Origin of the sequence: Nonomuraea ceibae, assembly GCF_019396325.1 — a bacterium.
In the GTDB taxonomy this organism is placed as follows: Bacteria; Actinomycetota; Actinomycetes; order Streptosporangiales; family Streptosporangiaceae; genus Nonomuraea; species Nonomuraea ceibae.
Window position 1 is genome coordinate 25,995 of the sequence record NZ_JAHKRO010000045.1, and the last position, 17,453, is coordinate 43,447.

Annotated in this window: 14 protein-coding genes; 9 read left to right on the forward strand and 5 right to left on the reverse strand. The window is 70.9% G+C overall.

All coding sequences use genetic code 11. The features are described from left to right. The first annotated feature begins 57 nt into the window (after positions 1-57). The 6 genes from KME80_RS25690 to KME80_RS25715 all read left to right on the forward strand — a co-directional run bounded on the left by KME80_RS25690 (position 58) and on the right by KME80_RS25715 (position 7,838). Positions 58-1,167, forward strand: a complete 1,110-nt coding sequence (locus KME80_RS25690) for a serine hydrolase domain-containing protein (protein WP_219508718.1) — start codon at positions 58-60, stop codon at positions 1,165-1,167. Between the two features lie 735 nt (positions 1,168-1,902). Beyond that, the gene (locus tag KME80_RS25695; protein ID WP_219508719.1) at positions 1,903-3,060 is read left to right on the forward strand and encodes an epoxide hydrolase family protein; all 1,158 of its coding nucleotides are present in this window, start codon (positions 1,903-1,905) and stop codon (positions 3,058-3,060) included. A gap of 109 nt (positions 3,061-3,169) precedes the next feature. Then, positions 3,170-4,549 carry an FAD-dependent oxidoreductase gene (locus tag KME80_RS25700; RefSeq protein ID WP_219508720.1) on the forward strand — a complete coding sequence of 460 codons (1,380 nt, stop codon included), beginning with the start codon at positions 3,170-3,172 and terminating at the stop codon, positions 4,547-4,549. 154 nt (positions 4,550-4,703) lie between these two features. Continuing rightward, complete coding sequence (locus tag KME80_RS25705) at positions 4,704-6,014, forward strand: acyltransferase family protein (RefSeq protein ID WP_281427167.1); 1,311 nt, start codon at positions 4,704-4,706, stop codon at positions 6,012-6,014. 27 nt (positions 6,015-6,041) lie between these two features. Further along, the gene (locus tag KME80_RS25710) at positions 6,042-6,605 is read left to right on the forward strand and encodes a dihydrofolate reductase family protein (protein ID WP_219508722.1); all 564 of its coding nucleotides are present in this window, start codon (positions 6,042-6,044) and stop codon (positions 6,603-6,605) included. 177 nt (positions 6,606-6,782) lie between these two features. Then, complete coding sequence (locus KME80_RS25715) at positions 6,783-7,838, forward strand: NAD-dependent epimerase/dehydratase family protein (RefSeq protein WP_219508723.1); 1,056 nt, start codon at positions 6,783-6,785, stop codon at positions 7,836-7,838. Between the two features lie 65 nt (positions 7,839-7,903). Here the strand turns inward: KME80_RS25715 and KME80_RS25720 are convergent, their stop codons facing one another. The 5 genes from KME80_RS25720 to KME80_RS25740 form a co-directional block, all read right to left on the reverse strand. After that, positions 7,904-9,181 carry a cytochrome P450 family protein gene (locus KME80_RS25720; RefSeq protein ID WP_219508724.1) on the reverse strand — a complete coding sequence of 426 codons (1,278 nt, stop codon included), beginning with the start codon at positions 9,179-9,181 and terminating at the stop codon, positions 7,904-7,906. 88 nt (positions 9,182-9,269) lie between these two features. Continuing rightward, positions 9,270-10,478, reverse strand: coding sequence for an acyltransferase family protein (locus KME80_RS25725; protein ID WP_308125932.1), 1,209 nt, complete (start codon positions 10,476-10,478; stop codon positions 9,270-9,272). 96 nt (positions 10,479-10,574) lie between these two features. Continuing rightward, positions 10,575-11,795: a class I SAM-dependent methyltransferase gene (locus tag KME80_RS25730; protein WP_219508726.1), complete on the reverse strand. Its 1,221-nt coding sequence runs from the start codon at positions 11,793-11,795 to the stop codon at positions 10,575-10,577. 53 nt (positions 11,796-11,848) lie between these two features. Further along, positions 11,849-12,949 carry a DegT/DnrJ/EryC1/StrS family aminotransferase gene (locus tag KME80_RS25735; RefSeq protein ID WP_219508728.1) on the reverse strand — a complete coding sequence of 367 codons (1,101 nt, stop codon included), beginning with the start codon at positions 12,947-12,949 and terminating at the stop codon, positions 11,849-11,851. Between the two features lie 6 nt (positions 12,950-12,955). After that, the gene (locus KME80_RS25740; RefSeq protein ID WP_308125933.1) at positions 12,956-13,714 is read right to left on the reverse strand and encodes a class I SAM-dependent methyltransferase; all 759 of its coding nucleotides are present in this window, start codon (positions 13,712-13,714) and stop codon (positions 12,956-12,958) included. 261 nt (positions 13,715-13,975) lie between these two features. Here KME80_RS25740 and KME80_RS25745 point away from each other — a divergent pair, with 261 nt between their 5' ends. The 3 genes from KME80_RS25745 (at position 13,976) to KME80_RS25755 (ending at position 17,443) form a co-directional block, all read left to right on the forward strand. Beyond that, positions 13,976-14,404: an enediyne antibiotic chromoprotein gene (locus tag KME80_RS25745; RefSeq protein WP_219508729.1), complete on the forward strand. Its 429-nt coding sequence runs from the start codon at positions 13,976-13,978 to the stop codon at positions 14,402-14,404. Between the two features lie 218 nt (positions 14,405-14,622). Then, a complete protein-coding gene (locus KME80_RS25750; RefSeq protein ID WP_219508731.1) occupies positions 14,623-15,843 on the forward strand; it encodes an acyl-CoA dehydrogenase family protein in 1,221 nt (406 codons plus the stop codon). Positions 15,844-15,853: 10 nt separating this feature from the next. Beyond that, the gene (locus KME80_RS25755; RefSeq protein WP_219508732.1) at positions 15,854-17,443 is read left to right on the forward strand and encodes a 4-hydroxyphenylacetate 3-hydroxylase family protein; all 1,590 of its coding nucleotides are present in this window, start codon (positions 15,854-15,856) and stop codon (positions 17,441-17,443) included. Positions 17,444-17,453: the final 10 nt, after the last annotated feature.

Below are 17,453 nucleotides of genomic sequence, written 5' to 3' on the forward strand. Positions count from 1 at the left end.
GGTGAATGGCCCTCAGTTGAGGCGAGGACATCCACCATCACAAGGGAAACAGGGACCATGAGCGATCTCCAGCGGCAAGTTCAGGAGACGATCGACCAGCTAGTCGAATCCGGAGCCGAGACGGGTCTGCAGGTCGCCGTCTACCGTCACGGTGAACTGCTGGCCGACGCCGTCTCCGGCGTCGCCGACCAGGCGACCGGACGGCCACTCACCTCCGACACCCCCATCTACGCCACCTCCGCCGGCAAGGCGCTCACCTCCACGGTGGTGCACGTGCTCGTCGGTGAAGGCGTCTTCGGGTACGACACCCCGATCGCCGAGATCTGGCCCGAGTACGGGGCCAACGGCAAGGAGAAGGCGACGATCAGGCACGCGCTGACCCACACCGTCGGCACCCCCGGCGTCCCTGAGGACACCACCGGCGACGACCTGACCGACTGGGACAAGATCGTCAACGGCCTGGCCGCCGCCGAGCCGTGGTGGGAGCCCGGCTCCAAGACCGGCTACCACGCCCAGACGTTCGGCTACATCATCGGCGAGGTCGTCCGCCGCGCCACCGGCAAGCGCATCTCGGAGGTGCTGCGCGAGAAGGTGTCCGGCCCGCTCGGCGTCGCCGACGAGCTCTACCTGGCCGTGCCCGAGTCCGCCCTCGACCGCGTCGCCCCGCAGGTGCAGGTCGGCGACCCGGTCGACCTCGACATGCTCGCCCAGATGATGCCCACGTACTTCAAGGCCGTGCCCAAGGCCGTGCAGCTCTCGGCCGAGCTCGTCAACCGGCGCGACTACCTCGGCGCCGAGATCCCCGCCGGCGGCACCATGAGCGCGCGGGCGCTCGCCAAGCTGTACGCCGCCCTCCAGAGCGAGGTCGACGGCGTCCGCCTGCTCAGCCCGGGGCAGTTGGAGGAGATCTCCGCCGTCGCCGTCAACGACGTCGACCAGATCTTCGGCCACCCCACCCAGTACGCGCTCGGCTTCGGCCTCGGACGGCCCGTCGAGAACGGCCCCGACCCGTCGACCGTCCTCGGCTGGCCCGGCGCCGGCGGCAGCCACGCCGAGCTCCACCTGCCCAGCGGCACGGCGTTCGCGGTCACCAAGACCCGCTTCAGCCCGGGCGACTACTCGGCCGTGGCGGCGGTGGCGGACGTCATCACCAAGGCCACCGCCTGACCCCCGCACCGCCGGCGCCGCCACCGTAGCCGGCGCCGGACCCCTCGGCCCGGCCGGCCCGCCTCCCCCAACGGCACCCGGCCGGGCCTTCGCCATCCCTGGGCCCCGCCGTCTTCGTACGCCGCCGCAGAGGCCCACGTCGGCCCCACGACGCCCCTGAGAAGACCAGACCCGCCACAGGCCACCCCGAGAACCACCGACCACCTCTGGCCCCTGGGTGAAGCAGCCCCCAAGGAGCCCGGCCCCAGAGGGCACCCGCCCAGAGAGGGCACGCCCACCCGGAGGGGGCCCGTACGCCCGCAGAGGGCCGCCCCGCCGAAGAGGACCCGCCGTCTCGCGGAGAGGGCGCCCCGCCGGAGGGGGCCGTCCGGCGCAGGGGCCGCTCCGCCAGAGGGCCGGCCCGTTGAAGGGGCACGCCGCCGCGCGAGGAGGTCACCCCACCGGAGGGTCCGTCCGGCGTTGCGGGTTCGCCCCAGCCGCGGGCGCGGTGGGTGAAGAGGCTGGTGGGAGGGCGGCCGTTCGGTGGAGGGGGCCGCTCTGGGCGGTGGGGGTGGCTGGGCGGTGGGGGCTTTCGTACGGACGGGCGGGCGGGGAACGGTCGGGGGTGACGGGAGGGGGATGGCGCACGTCGCGAGATGCGCCGGGGGGTGGGCGGGGCTGACGATGACGTCGTGGGGCCGGAGGCGCGCAGTCCTCGCCCCTCCCCCAGACAGCTCTAGCGAACCAGGGGCACACATGCGTCCGTTCCGTATCGACATCCCGCAGGACGACCTCGACGATCTGAACCGGAGACTCGCCGCCACCCGGTGGCCGGGCGAGCTGCCGGGCGTGGGCTGGGACCGGGGGGTGCCTCTGGACTACCTCAAGGAGCTGGCCGAGTACTGGCGCACGGGCTACGACTGGCGTGCGGCCGAGCGGCGGCTGAACTCCTTCCCGCAGTTCACGACGGAGATCGACGGCGCGAACGTGCACTTCGTCCACGTGCGCTCCCCCGAGCCGGACGCGACGCCGCTGATCATCACGCACGGCTGGCCGGGGTCGGTCGCGGAGTTCGTGGACGTGATCGGCCCGCTGACGGACCCGGCGGCGCACGGCGGCGATCCGGCGGACGCGTTCGACGTGGTCATCCCGTCGATCCCCGGGTACGGCTTCTCGGGCCCGACGCGGGAGACCGGGTGGGACGTGCCGCGGGTGGCGCGGGCGTGGGCGGAGCTGATGAGCCGGCTCGGCTACGACCGGTACGTGGCGCAGGGCGGCGACTGGGGCAAGGTGATCTCGCTGCAGCTCGGCCTGGCCGATCCGGCGCACGTGGCCGGGGTGCACATCAACATGCTGGTGACGTTCCCGCCGCAGGACCCGGCGGCGATGGCGGAGCTGAGCGCGGACGATCTGGCCAGGCTGGAGCACGGCGGCCGGTTCCAGCAGGACGGGATCGGCTGGCAGAAGATCCAGTCGACCCGCCCGCAGACGCTCGCGTACGGGCTGACGGACTCGCCGGTCGGGCAGCTCGCCTGGATCGTGGAGAAGTTCAAGGAGTGGACGGACTCCGACAAGTCGCCCGAGGACGCGGTGAGCCGTGACGACCTGCTGACGAACGTGTCGATCTACTGGCTGACGGCGACGGCGGGTTCGTCGGCGCAGTTCTACTACGAGTCCTCGTACGGGGACGCGGCGTTCGTGCGGACGTGGGGCGGGCCGTGGCCGCTGGAGATGCCGGTGGGCGTCGCGGTGTTCCCGGCGGACGCGACGCGGCCGATCCGGCGGTTCGCCGACCACCAGCTGCCGACGATCACGCGGTGGACGGAGTTCGAGCGTGGCGGCCACTTCGCGGCGCTGGAGCAGCCGGCCGAGCTGGTCGGCGACATCCGCGCCTTCGCGCGTTCGCTGCGATGAGGCGGGCGCGGGCGCGCCGGTCGCGACCGGCATCACACGAGACGGCCCCGCGCGCCGGGCGGCGTGCCGAGGGTTCCGCTGACGATCAGGAACGTGGGAGGTGACCGCGATGGCCGTGGGAGACCGCGCGGTGGTGCTGGGCGGCAGCATGGCGGGCCTGCTGGCGGCCCGGGTGCTGGCCGAGGCGTACACGGACGTGCTGGTGGTGGATCGTGACGCGCTGGTGGGCGTGAGCGCCGCCAGGCGTGGGGTGCCGCAGGGGCGGCACGTGCACGGGCTGCTGGCCCGGGGTCAGCAGATCCTGGAGGAGCTGTTCCCCGGGTTCACCGAGGGGGCGAAGGCGGCGGGTGTGCCGACGGGCGACCTGGGCGAGCTGCGCTGGTTCTTCAACGGCGTCCGGCTCGCGCCGGGCACGACGGGGCTGGTGTGCGTGTCGGCGGCCCGGCCGGTGCTGGAGAGCCACGTGCGGGCCCGGGTGGCGGAGCTGCCGAACGTGACGTTCGTGGAGCGGTGCGACATCGTCGGCCTGGTGGCGACGGCGGACCGGGCCCGGGTGACGGGCGTGCGGGTGCGTCCCCGGGACGGCGAGCGCGAGGAGCTCATCGAGGCGGATCTCGTCGTGGACGCGACGGGGCGCGGCTCCCGTACGCCGGTGTGGCTGGAGGAGTTCGGCTACGGGCGGCCCGAGGAGGAGAAGGTCAAGATCGACCTGACCTACACGACGCGGCACTACCGGCTGCCGGACGAGAGCATCCTGGACGGCGACCTGTCGATCAACCCGGTGTCGGGGCCGTCGCACCCGCGTGGCGCGTTCTTCTCGCGGATCGAGGGCGGCCGCTGCGTGCTGTCGCTGACGGGCGTGCTGGGCGACGCCGCGCCGGCGACGCACGAGGGCTTCATGGAGTTCGTCAGGTCGCTGCCCGTGCCGGACATCTACGAGGTGATCCGTGACGCCGAGCCGCTGGACGACCCGGTGTCGTTCAGGTATCCGGCGAGCGTCCGGCGGCACTACGAGCGGCTGGAGCGCTTCCCGGCCGGGCTGCTGGTGCTGGGTGACGCCGCGTGCAGCTTCAACCCGGTGTACGGACAGGGCATGACGGTGGCGGCGCTGGAGGCGCTGACGCTCCGCACGCATCTGCGGCGGGGGGTGGAGCCGCGCCCGCTGGACTTCCTCAAGGACATCTCCGCGGTGATCGACGTGCCGTGGAACATCTCGGCCGGCGGTGACCTGAGCTTCGCCGAGGTGGCGGGGCCGAGGCCGGCGATGGTCCGGATGATGAACGCGTACATGGCGAAGCTGCAGGTGGCCGCGACCAGGGACGGCGCGGTGACCAGGACGTTCATGCGGGTGGCCGGGCTGGTCGACCCGCCGCAGGCGCTGATGAGCCCCGGCATGGTCTTCCGGGTGCTGCGGAACGGCACGCGCGGCCTGGATCCGGCGCCGTCGTGGACGCCGAGCCCGGCCCCGGGTGAGGCCGTCCGCCGCTGATCGGCACAACGGAGCGCGGCCTGTTCCCATAACTCAATATCCCGCAATTCAGGAGATGTGGTTCACCGATCGGCCGTGCTGATATCGACGCGTAGCAAATAAACGGATACGGCCGGAAAAGTGCCGATGAAAACACTCCTGATGGGAGCACGCGATGGTGGCAACAGCCCGCGCTAGCGGTGGCGGAACCGCTGAAGGCGAACGCCTTCCCAGATTGGAAGGAGTGCGCGGAGTCCTCGCTCTGGGAGTTCTCGTATTCCACGCAGCCTGGTTGTCCGGCGACTCCAGTTTCATGGACCAGCCGGGCAACGGGATCTGGGGCGTCCTGGCCGACGGGCTGGCCGTGTGCCTGCCCCCCTTCTTCGTCCTGTCCGGTCTGTTCCTGTACAGGCCGTTCGCCCGCGCGGCGATCGCCGGGACCTCGCGCCCGGCGATCCCGGCCTTCCTCGCCAGGCGGGCGCTGCGCATCCTGCCCGCCTACTGGCTGGTGCTGGCGGTCGCGCTGCTCGCGATCAACCTGAACGGCATCGCGACCGTGTGGGACGTGCTCCGGCCGTTCCTGGCGATCCACTTCTTCTGGCAGGAGGGTCAGCCGATGACCGGCCTCCTGCACACCTGGACGGTGCCGACGGAGCTGACGTTCTACCTGGCCATCCCGCTGCTGGCGTGGATCTCCGGCCGGCTGGCGCGGGGCCGCGAGGACCAGCGGGCGCGCCTGCGCTGGATGATGGTCACCCCGGTGGCCGTGCTGGTGCTGGGCCTGGCCTGGGTGACCTGGACGAACCTGCCGACCTTCACCGGCCCGTACGAGCTGTGGTTCTGGCCCTTCTACTACATGAGCGCCTTCGCCTGCGGCATGATGCTCGGCACCCTGTCCGCCTACCAGGACGTCTCGGGGAACACGCCCGGAATCTACCGGCTGGCCGCCCGCCGGCCGAACCTGTTCTGGCTGGCCGCGGCCGCCGTCTACCTGGCCTACGCGCCGCAGCCGTTCGGCACGCCGGGCGCGGGTGACGTGCCGGCGCTGGTGCAGGAGCTGGTGGGGCACTCGCTGGTGCTGGTCTTCGGCGTGCTGTTCATCGTGCCGCTGACCGTGCCGCACGCCAGGTCGCGCCTGATGGACGTGACGCTGGCCAACCCGGTCATCCGCTATCTCGGGCGGATCTCGTACGGGATCTACCTGTGGCACGTCGTGCTGCAGGAGGTCTACCTGCGCAACGGCAACATCTTCGGCACGGTCCCGGTCGACGCGACCCAGTTCCGCGGCACGGTGGGCTTCTGGGAGCTGACGCTGTTCGTGCTGGCGACGAGCGTCGCCCTCTCGACCGTCAGTTATTACGTCCTGGAACGCCCTGTCATGAGACTGTGGACGCGGTGGTTCGGCAAGAGCCGCCCCGCCGAGCCGGTCGCCCAGCCCGCGCCCGGCGTGCCGGTGGCCGCCGCCTCCGACAGCGCCCGTCCGTAGAGCCATCCACTTCCTGGGAGTCGCCCCATGCGCAAGGTCATCGCATCGGTCATCATGTCGCTCGACGGCGTCATCGAACGGCCCGAGGAATGGTCCATGGACTACTGGAGCGACGAGGCCGAGTCCCACGCCCTCGCCACGCTCAAGGCCGCCGACGCCCTGCTCATGGGGCGTGTGACGTACGAGGGCTTCGCCGAGGCCTGGCCCACCATGGAGGACGAGGGCGGCTACGCCGCCCGGATGAACAGCCTGCCCAAGTACGTCGTCTCCAGCACGCTGGAGAAGGCCGACTGGAACAACAGCACCGTGCTCGGCGGCGACGCCGTCGGCGAGGTGCGCAAGCTCAAGGAGCAGCCCGGCGGCGACATCCTCATCTACGGGTGGGGTCGGCTCACCGCCACGCTCGTCGAGCACGGCCTCCTCGACGAGGTGCAGATCTGGCTCCACCCGGTCCTCGTCGGCAGCGGCGGCGTCGGTGAGCTGCTCTACAACGACGGCACCACGGCGCCGCTGCGGCTGGCCGGGGCCATGCCGCTGGAGTCGGGCATCGTCATCCTCACCTACCGGACCGTCGAGAAGACCTCCGGCTGACCGGCGAAGAAAAGCCCGGTCCCGCGACGAAGCGGGGCCGGGCTTTTTCTTTTCCCGTCGGCAGGAAGCTGCCCGGCGGTGCAGTTTGCTGACGCCGGAAAAACTTATTCAGAGCCCTCGGAAGCGGGATATTGGAGGTGTCGAAGAAAATAACCACCCCGTGAAAGGGACGGAAAAATGCCGAACGCAGATCTGGCGCAGCTCAGCCCGAGGCCCGCCCGCGTGGTCGTGACCGGTGGTTCCGGATTCATCGGCAGCCATCTGGTGGAGCGGCTGATCGCCCGCGGTGACGAGGTGACCGTCTTCGACAGCGGGCCGCTGCCCGAGACGCAGCGGATGGCGCGGGCGCACGCCCGGCTGGTGCTCGGTGACGTGCGTGATCCCGGTGACCTGGCCAGGGCCGTGGGCAAGGGCGTGGACGTGGTGTACCACCTGGCGGCGGTGGTCGGCGTGGACCAGTACCTGGCCCGCCCGCTGGACGTCATCGACATCAACTTCCAGGGCACCCGCAACGTCCTGGAGGCCGCCGCGCGGGCCGGGGCGCGGGTCGTGGTGGCGAGCACGAGCGAGGTGTTCGGCAAGAACCCGGCGGTGCCGTGGACGGAGGAGGCCGACCGGGTCCTCGGCTCCACCTCGGCCGACCGGTGGACGTACTCCTCCGCCAAGGCGCTGACCGAGCACCTGACGTTCGCCTTCGGCCGCCAGCACGGCCTGGAGACCACGGTGGTGCGCTACTTCAACGCCTACGGCCCGCGCCAGCGGCCCGCGTTCGTCCTCAGCCGCAGCGTGCACCGGGCGCTCAACGGCCGGCCGATCGTCATGTACGACCGGGGCGAGCAGACCCGCTGCTTCACGTACGTGGACGACGCCGTGGCGGGGACCCTGCTGGCGGCCTCGCACCCGGCGGCCGTCGGCGAGTCGTTCAACCTGGGCAGCATGGTGGAGACGAGCATCAGGGACGCCGGGGAGCTGGTGGCGAAGCTGACGGGCGCCGAGGCCGAGGAGATCGCGGTCGACACCCGGGCCGCGCTCGGCTCCGCCTACGAGGACGTGCCCCGGCGCATCCCCGACAGCTCCAAGGCGCGGCGGGTGCTGGGCTGGGAGTGCGCCACGTCGCTGGAGGAGGGGCTGCTGCGGACGATCGAGTGGGCGAGGGCGAACCCGTGGTGGCTCGCCCTGGACGACACCGGCGCCGGCGCCGTCCGGGCCCGGCCGCTGGCGGCCGCGGCGTGACCCGCCCCCGGAACGCGACGATCCGGCCCGGTGCTCCGGGCCGGATCGTCGGTCGTGCGGGCGGGCTAACGGGCCCCGGCGGGCACAGCGGTGGTCACCTCGGCGGGCACCTCGGCGGGCACGTCGGCGGTGAGGCGGACGGGCAGGGCCTGGTGGCCGTTCATGATGAACGTGGGCAGCGGCACCAGCTCCTCGCGCGGCACCGCGAGGCTCAGGTCGGGGAAGCGCTCGAACAGCGTCGAGAGCCCCGTCTGGGCGACCGCGCGGGCGATGCTGGCGCCCAGGCAGTAGTGCGGGCCGTAGCCGAAGGACAGGTGCTCCTTGTCCTGCCGGGTGATGTCGAAGCGGCCGGCCTCCTCCCCGTGCAGGGCGGGGTCGCGGCCCACGGCGCTGTAGTTGATGAGGATCGGGTCGCCCTGCGGGATCGTGACGCCGTCCAGGTGGATGTCGGTGACGGCGTAGCGCAGCGGCAGGTGGACGAGCGGCGAGTCGACGCGCAGGGTCTCGTCGATGACGTCGTCCCAGCTCGCCCGCCCGGTCCGGACGAGGTCGAGCTGGTCGGGGTGGGTGAGCAGCGCGGTGATGGCGTTGTCGAAGAAGTTGATCGTGGTCTCTGAGCCGGCGCCGAGGATCGCGAAGATCGTGTCGGTGAGCTCGACCTCCGACAGCCTCGACCCGTCCTCGTCGCGGGCGGCCACGAGGTCGCTGGTGATGTCCTCGCCGGGGTTGCGGCGCTTCTCGGCGATGAGCTCCTCCATCGCGCCGCGCCAGCCGAGCAGGATGCCCTGGGCCTGCTCGGGGCTCACGGTGGTGTCGACCATCATGTCGATGACCTTGGCGGTCTGCACGCGGGCCGCCTCCGACATGCCGATGAGGTCGGCCACCAGCATGGCGGGCAGCGGGTAGGCGAAGCTCTGCCGCAGGTCGACGACCTCGCCGGGCGGCACGGCCGCCAGGGCGTCCAGGAGCTGGTTGGTCAGCTCGGCCATGCGCGGGCGGATCGCCTCGGTGCGCCGGGGCGTGAACGCCTTGCCGACGAGCTTGCGCAGCCGCACGTGGTCCTTGCCGTACGCGGTGACCATGTTGTCCATGGCCACCCAGCTGATCATCTCCCAGTCGGGCGGGATCTCGCCGTTGCGGAAGGCGGGCCAGTGGTTGCGGGCGCTCTTGGTGACGTTCGGGTCGGTGAGCAGCCGCCTGATCGCGGCGTGGGTGTTGACGGACCAGGCGATGACCCCGCCGGGCAGCTCGACCTGGGTCGCGTGGCCGCGCGAGCGCAGTTGGTCCGTCTCGGCGTGGATGTTCTTGCCGGTGGTGTCGAGGACCGGGCAACGTCTGTTCACGGAACTCTCCTGGGTCGTGGTCGATCGTGTTACGCCGATGCCCACCGCTGAAGAGGGGTGGGCATCGCGGGCACAGCGGGGGGAAGGGTCACTCGGCGGCTGAGGCGGTGGGCACCGGGGCGCGCGCCGGCTCCCGCGGCGGTGGCGGCGGCGTCTTCTTCGACCGGCTCCAGTGCCGCATCGCGGGCCGCTCGACCAGCGTGTAGAGCAGCCAGGCGGCCACGACGTTGACCGCGATGAGGCCCAGGATCAGCAGCGTGCCGCCGACGGGCCCGTACTCGGCGTCGCCGAGCACCGCGCCGCGCAGCCAGTAGAGCACCACGGCCTGGGTCATGTAGAAGGCGAACGAGACGGTGCCGAGCCACACCATGACCCGGCTGCCCATGAAGGTGCGCCGGCCGCGCAGGTTGGCCGCGGCGTAGGTGCCGATGGCCAGCCCGAACGGGATCGCGGTGACGAGCGAGATGCTGTACGGCTCCGGCACCCACAGCGTGGCGGCGTAGGCGGCCACGAGCAGGGCGATGACCGGGGCGATCCCGATGCGGGGCCACCGGCCGCTGATCACGATCCTGGCCAGGACCATGCCGAGCACGAACTCGAACAGCCGCGCCGGCGGGAACATGTAGACGAACCAGAACTGCGTCAGCGCCAGCGCCTCACCCGGGTAGCGGGGCGAGTCGGGCAGCAGCGTGAGCGTGGCCACGCAGACCGCGGCCATGGCCAGGACCACGAGGCCGGCCGACAGCCACAGCCGGCTCTCCTTGATCTTGGCGATCGGGATGATCAGCAGCGGGAAGAGCAGGTAGAACAGCATCTCGGAGCTGAGCGACCAGGCCGGCATGTTCGCGCCGCCCCACAGGTTGGGGTCGGGCGAGAACGAGTTGACCAGGAACAGGTTCGGCAGGCCCCACAGGGGCGTGAACGACGCGGCGAACAGCAGCATCGCCAGGCCCCAGGTGACGGCGTGGTTGGGCAGGATCTTCACCGCCCGCCGCCGCCAGAAGGACGTGGCCCGGCCGCCCGGCTGCCAGGACCAGGTGATGACGAAGCCGCTCAGGATGAAGAAGAACGAGACGCCGATGTAGCCGCCGGGGTAGAAGAGCCAGACGAGCGTCTGGGTGATCCCGTCGTCGCTGTAGGGGGTCGCGGGATTCTGATTTCCCGACGTCATGGGATAGACGACGTGGCTCATGAAAACGAGCAACGCCGCGATGATGCGTAGTCCGGTCAATGCGGGAAGGTCGGGGCGGCGCTCTCCGAGAGCGCCTGTATGACTGATTTCCGCCGCCACAGACACCGTGGGTTCCTTTCTCTCGGACCGCCCGGCTGGGGGAATTAACTAAATGGTGGGCGGCCACCCCGCACGGCGCATCTCCCCATGTGCTGAAAATGCTCAGACGATATGCACCTCGGGCACGTAGAGAACCCAGCGCCCGCCTCGCTCGGCGAACGCGCGCTCTTTCGCCATGATTTCCTCGGCGTGGTTCCAGGCGAACAGGATGGCGTGGTCGGCGTCGCTCTCGGCGAACACGGACGGCGCCACCACGGGGATGTGCGAGCCGGCCACCACGCGGCCCTGCTTGGAGGGCGTGGAGTCGCAGACGAAGGGGATGACGTCCGGGCCGAAGCCGCAGTAGTTGGTCACCGTGGTGATCTTGGCGGGGGCGCCGTAGCCGACGACCTTCTTGCCCTGGGCGCGCAGCGACCCGACGAGGGCGGTCAGCTCGTCGCGGATGCGCTCGGCGCGGCGGGCGAAGGCCTCCAGCGTGGCGTGCTCCTCCAGCCGCTGGGCGGCCTCGGCGGCCAGCAGCTCGGGCACCGCGGGGGCGACCGGGCGGGCGCCGGGCTGGCCCAGCGTGTAGCGCATCGAGCCGCCGTGCAGCGCCACCGGCTCGGCGTCGACGAGCTCCAGCCCGTACAGCTCGGCCGCGGCCTGGATGGCACGCACGGAGAAGACGAAGGAGTGCTCGTCGTAGAGGATGTCGAACGCGGTCTGCTCGACGACGCTGCCGAGGTAGGGCTCCTCGAAGACGAAGACGCCGTCCGGGCCGAGCAGCTTCTTGGCGCCCTTGAGCACCGAGGCCAGGTGGGAGATGTGGGCGATCACGTTCGCGCCGAACATCACGTCGGCCGGGCCGTGCTCGGCACGGATCGGCCCGGCGCTGTCCTCGTCGAAGAACTGCGACAGCACCCGCACGCCCCGCGCCCTGGACATCTCCGCCACCTGGGCCGACGGCTCGATGCCCAGGTGGCGCACGCCGGCCGCGGCGATGGTGGCGAGCATGACGCCGTCGTTGCTGCCGATCTCCGCGATGAACGGGTCGGGCCCGGTCAGCTCGTGCTCCAGGAAATGCCGCGCCAGGCCCTCGAAATGCCGGCTGTGCACCACCGAGTTGGAGGCGTGGTACGGGTATTCGTCGTGGTATCTGACTTCCTGGGGAATGTCCGCCATCAGCTGGACCATGGTGCACGAGTCACACATTCCCACGACCAGCTGGTAACGGAATTCACCGGCCACCCGGTCGGCCCGGGGAAAAGCGTTTCCGCGGGGCTGGAAACCGAGGTCGACAAACGCCTTGACCGGCCCGCTGCAAATTCGACAGGAAGCGTCCATGAATAGACGTTAACACCGGCCGGGCGCGAACCTTTATCGGCGATTGCCATGAGTCACCAGCCGGATCTTATGGTGTGCGCGACGTGCGCCCGGTCCTCGTCCGACAGCCACCAGCCGACCGGGATGTTGACCGCCCGGTCGTGCACCGCCTCCAGGCCGGGCAGCGGCTCGGCCGACGGCGTCACGCAGCCGTGCGCGTCGTTGCGCCGGCACACCACGCTCGCCGCGACCCCGGCGGCGGCGAGCTTGCCGATGAACGCGTCGCGGTCCTCCACCAGGACCGGGTAGAGCCAGAACGACGAGTCCAGGCCAGGCGTGCGCGCGGTCAGCTCCAGGCCGGGCACCCCGGCGAGCTCGGCGTCGTAGTAGGCGGCGTTGGCGCGGTGGCGGGCGATCCGCTCGTCGACCACGGCGAGGCTGCTGAGCCCGATGGCCGCGCCGATCTCGTTCAGGTAGAAGTTGTAGCCCCACTCGGGCACGTCGTAGTCGGCGTGCACGCGGTCGGCGTCGCGCTCGATGCCGAAGAAGCGCAGCCGCCGGGCGCGCCGCAGCGACTCCTCGTCGGGCAGCACGAGCAGGCCGCCGGTGCCGCAGCTCAGGTGCTTGGTGGCGTGGAAGCTGTAGACGCACAGGTTGCCGTGGCGGCCCAGCGGGCGGCCGTGCACGGTGGCGCCCCACGCCTGGGCGCAGTCCTCGACGACGACCGGCCGGCGCCCGTGGGCGGCCTCGGCGTCGTCCAGGATGCGGGCCAGGCGCTCGACGTCGACGGGGCAGCCGCCCCAGTGCACCACCATGACCGCCCGGGTGCGGGGGGTGATCTTCTTGGCGAGGTCCTCGAGGTCCACGTTGAGCGTGGCCGGGTCGACGTCCACCCAGGTGATGCGCCCGCCGCCGGCCAGGATGCTCCAGTTCGTCGCCTCGAACGTGAACGGCGTGCTCAGGACCTCGCCGTCGGCCCCGGCCAGGCGCAGCGCGAGCTGCAGGCCGGAGGTGGCGTTGTTCAGCGCCGCCACGTACGGGTTGCCGATCCGCTCGCCGAGCTGCCGCTCGAACTCCTCGACCAGCGGCCCGTGCCCGAGCATGCCGCTGTCGAGCACGGCGGTGACCCGGTCGGCGGCGCCGGCCGGGACCTCGACCTTGAACAGGGGGATCACCGCGAATCATCCGTCCCGTCGCACGCCGAGGAACAGGGAGCGGCCGGCGAGCAGCGGCCCGGTCTCCTCCAGGCACTCGGCGGTGAAGCCGGCCCGCTCGAAGGCCGCCGCGTACTCGGCGCGGGAGAACAGGTTCATCACCTGCGTGTGCTCGAAGTGGCGCACCCCGGCGCCGTCGGCCACCAGGTAGTGCGCCTCGACGCGGACGGTGTCGCCCACGCGGGACGATTTGGCCACCCTGGCGATGGTCCGGCCGTCCTCGCGGACCACGTCGTCGCCGATGTGCCCGTCGGCGAAGCCGTCCTTGAAGTACCAGGGCTCCACGATGAGCACCCCGCCGGGGGCCACATGCCGGCCCATGCTGGCCACGGCGGCGTCGAGCTCCTCGGTGCCCGCCATGTAGCCGACCGTGCTGTAGAGGCTGCACACGGCGTCGAAGACGCGGCCGAGCCGGAAGTCGCGGATGTCGCCCGGGTGGACGGCGACGCCGGGCAGCTTGGCCTGCGCCCTGGCCCGCATCGCCGCCGACAGCTCCACCCCCTCGACCAGGGAGAAGCGGGTGCGCAGCGTCCTGAGGTGCTCGCCCGTCCCGCAGGCCACGTCGAGCAGGGAGTCGGCGTGCGGCGCGCGCTCGCGCACGAGGCTGGTCACGATGTCGGCCTCCCCCGCGTAGTCCTTGCCGCGCCGCAGGTAGAGCAGGTCGTAGATCTCGCTGATGTCGTCGCCGTAGACGTTGGCGTCCCGGGTGATCTGGTCAATGGTCACAGCCGCTCCCAACCGATGAGCCGTGCCGTACGGACGGGCACACTGGTCCGGATTCTCCCGGCTGCGCGGCCCGCTGTCTTATCCGGCCTTGCTCGCCTGCGAATAGCCCATCGTCAAACAGAACGCAAGGCGATCATTGACAAGATGCAGTCACCGTCACTGCAGCTTGCTGAATTGATTTCCTCTGGCACCCGCCGGGCCGATGCCGCAGAGTTGTACTCACGACGGCGAAACAAATCGCCCCGGAAAAAGGAGTAAAGAATGACGCGCAAGACTGGTCTGATTGCCAAGCTGGGTCTCGCCGCCACGGTCACGCTCGGCCTGGCCTTCGCCACCAGCCCGGCGGCCTCCGCCGCGGCCCCGTCGTTCTCCGTCTCGCCGGCCTCCGGCGTGTCGGACGGCGCGACTGCCACGGTGACCGTCACCGGGGCCCTGCCCAATGCCGTGTTCGGCATCGCCACCTGCGCCAACACGGCCTCGGGCGCCGCCTGCGACGGCGGCACGGCCACCTCGTTCACCACCGACGCGAGCGGTTCGGCCACCATCCCGCTGAAGCTCAACCGCCAGTTCGACGGCGTCGGCTACGACGGCACCCCGGTGGGCCCGGTGGACTGCGCGGCGGCCTCCTGCTTCGTCGGCGCCGGCAACAACGAGCAGGTGCTCGGGGAGGTGGCCATCTCCTTCAAGTGAGAAACCAGCGGTAATCCACCGGGAGAAAGGAATTCAGCCGCCCACACACCGGAATGACGCGGAAATCGAAAGCCCCTGGTTCGGGAAAATGCTTCCTGAACCGGGGGCTTCGCCGTGCCCGCGCAGAACAGCACGCCGGGAGATGCGCGGCCTAATCGTGGATGTGACGCTGGCGGCATGTCCGATTCGACCACGAAACCGTGAGGACGCGCATAGCGATGGGTGTCGACACCACTGTTTTCGAGCACCGCCTCGCCGAACCGCCGGAGCCCGGACTCACCCCCGAGGACGTGGTCGCCAGGGCGGAGGCCATGATTCCCGCGCTGGCCGAGCGCCAGGCCGAGACCGAGCGGCGCACGTTCTACGCCGAGGACGTCCACGAGGAGTTCTCCAGAGCGGGCTTCTACCGCATCCTGGTCCCCCGCCGGTTCGGCGGCTACGAGTTCGGGATCGACACCTTCGTCCGCGTGGCGATCAACCTGACCCGGGGCTGCCCCTCGACAGGCTGGATGTTCTGCCTGGGCGCCGCGCACGCGCTCCCGGCCGCGACGATCTTCGACGAGCGCACCCAGGAGGAGATCTTCGCCTCCGGGGAGTTCATCTGCCCCGCGACCGTCATGCCCGGCGGCACGGCCGAGCGCACGCCGGACGGCGACTGGCTGATCAACGGCACCTGGGGCTACTGCTCGGGGTCACCGTACGCCACCCACTTCATGGGGCACGCCCTGATCGAGTCGGGCGAGCCGATCATGTTCATCGCCCCGCGCAGCGAGTGGACCCGGCTCGACGACTGGGGTCACGCGCTGGGCCTGAAGGGCAGCGGCTCGCACAGCATCCGCATCACCGGCGGCCGCGTCCCCGACCGCTACGTGCTCAAGCACCACATGAGCCAGATCGACGTCACCGGCGGCACCCCCGGCCGCGAGCTGCACGGCCCCGAGTACGGCGGCGGGCAGCTCAGCTTCATGGTCATGGAGGACGCGCTGCTGGCGGTCGGCATGGCCAAGGGCGCGCTGGACGCCTACGAGGACCTCATGCGGACCCGCACGACGCCGTTCCCGCCCATCGTGACCCGTACCGAGGACCCGGACTTCCAGCTCACGTACGGCAAGGCCGCGGGCCTGATCGCCACGGCCGAGGCCGCGACCACGGACGCGGTGCGGCAGTGGCGCGAGACGAGCGCCCGCGGCGCGGCGGCCGTCACCCACGAGCACGAGCTGCGGCTGGCGGCGATCTGCCAGGAGGCCGTGGCGCTGTGCTGGCGGGCGGTCGAGTCGCACCTGTTCCCCACGGCGGGTTCGAGCGCCGTGCGCGCCGGCGAGCGCATCGAGCGGGTGTGGCGGGACATGTCGATGTTCGTCACGCACGCCGGCCTGTCCACCTACCTCGCCAAAATCGCCAAACGCGATCTGGCCAAGGCCCGGTTCGGGCTCGAATAGGGGAATTGCCATGACTGACTTGCAGGACGCGCCACACATCCCGGACACCGGGCCGGGCAGCCGGCCGAAGACCCGCCCGATGACCGGCGCCGAGTACGTCGAGAGCCTGCGCGACGACCGGGCGATCTACCTGTACGGCGACCGCGTCTCGGACGTGACCGCGCACCCGGCGTTCCACAACCCGATCCGGATGACCGCCAGGCTCTACGACGCGCTGCACGACCCGGAGCGGCGCGGCGACCTCGTCGTGCCGACCGACACGGGCGGCGACGGCTTCACCCACAGCTTCTTCACCACCCCGCGCAGCGCCGACGACCTGGTGGCCAACCAGCGCGCCATCGCCGCGTGGGCGCGGATGAGCTACGGCTGGATGGGCCGCAGCCCCGACTACAAGGCGGCCTTCCTCGGCACGCTGGGCGCCAACGCCGAGTTCTACGAGCCGTTCGCCGACAACGCGCGGCGCTGGTACCGGGAGTCGCAGGAGAAGGTCCTGTTCTGGAACCACGCGATCGTGCACCCGCCGGTGGACCGCAGCCGGCCGCCGGACGAGGTCGCCGACGTGTTCGTGCACGTGGAGAAGGAGACCGACGCCGGGCTCGTGGTGAGCGGGGCGAAGGTGGTGGCGACGGGGTCGGCGCTGACGCACTACAACTTCATCGCCCACTACGGCCTGCCGATCAAGGACAAGAAGTTCGCGCTGGTGGCGACCATCCCGATGAACGCGCCGGGGCTGAAGCTGATCTGCCGGCCGTCCTACACCGCCGCGGCGACCGTGATGGGCAGCCCGTTCGACTACCCCCTGTCGTCGCGGCTGGACGAGAACGACACGATCCTCGTCCTGGACAAGGTGCTCATCCCCTGGGAGAACGTCTTCATCTACGGCCACCTCGGCAAGGTGCAGCTGTTCACCGGCCGCTCCGGCTTCCCCGAGCGCTTCACCTTCCACGGCTGCACCCGCCTGGCGGTCAAGCTGGAGTTCATCGCGGGCCTGCTGGCCAAGGCCGTGGAGATCACCGGCACCAAGGACTTCCGGGGCGTGCAGAGCCGCATCGGCGAGGTGCTGGCCTGGCGCAACCTGTTCTGGGGCCTGTCGGACGCGGCCGCGCGCAACCCCGTCGAGTGGCGCAACGGCGCGGTCCTGCCCAACCCGGAGTACGGCCTGGCCTACCGCTGGTTCATGCAGACCGGCTACCCCCGGGTCAAGGAGATCATCCACCAGGACATCGCCAGCGGCCTGATCTACATCAACTCCAGCGCCGAGGACTTCAAGAACCCCGAGGTGCGGCCGTACCTGGACAAGTACCTGCGCGGCTCCGGCGGCATCGACTCGGTCGAGCGGATCAAGGTGATGAAGCTGCTCTGGGACGCCGTGGGCACCGAGTTCGGCGGCCGGCACGAGCTGTACGAGCGCAACTACGCCGGCAACCACGAGAACACCCGCGTGGAGCTGCTGGCCGCGCAGACCGCCAGCGGCCAGGTGGACGGCTACAAGGCGTTCGTCGACCAGTGCCTGAGCGAGTACGACCTGGACGGCTGGACGGCGCCCGACCTGTCCTCCTTCGAGCACCTGCGCCAGGCGAAGAACGGCCTGCGCCACTGAGCGCCGAGCC

Bases quoted from the DNA above. Each gene is read 5' to 3' on its own strand.
- KME80_RS25690 (WP_219508718.1), top strand. From the start codon at position 58: ATGAGCGATCTCCAGCGGCAAGTTCAGGAGACGATCGACCAGCTAGTC.
- KME80_RS25695 (WP_219508719.1), top strand. From the start codon at position 1,903: ATGCGTCCGTTCCGTATCGACATCCCGCAGGACGACCTCGACGATCTG.
- KME80_RS25700 (WP_219508720.1), top strand. From the start codon at position 3,170: ATGGCCGTGGGAGACCGCGCGGTGGTGCTGGGCGGCAGCATGGCGGGC.
- KME80_RS25705 (WP_281427167.1), top strand. From the start codon at position 4,704: ATGGTGGCAACAGCCCGCGCTAGCGGTGGCGGAACCGCTGAAGGCGAA.
- KME80_RS25710 (WP_219508722.1), top strand. From the start codon at position 6,042: ATGCGCAAGGTCATCGCATCGGTCATCATGTCGCTCGACGGCGTCATC.
- KME80_RS25715 (WP_219508723.1), top strand. From the start codon at position 6,783: ATGCCGAACGCAGATCTGGCGCAGCTCAGCCCGAGGCCCGCCCGCGTG.
- KME80_RS25730 (WP_219508726.1), bottom strand. From the start codon at position 11,795: ATGGACGCTTCCTGTCGAATTTGCAGCGGGCCGGTCAAGGCGTTTGTC.
- KME80_RS25745 (WP_219508729.1), top strand. From the start codon at position 13,976: ATGACGCGCAAGACTGGTCTGATTGCCAAGCTGGGTCTCGCCGCCACG.
- KME80_RS25750 (WP_219508731.1), top strand. From the start codon at position 14,623: ATGGGTGTCGACACCACTGTTTTCGAGCACCGCCTCGCCGAACCGCCG.
- KME80_RS25755 (WP_219508732.1), top strand. From the start codon at position 15,854: ATGACTGACTTGCAGGACGCGCCACACATCCCGGACACCGGGCCGGGC.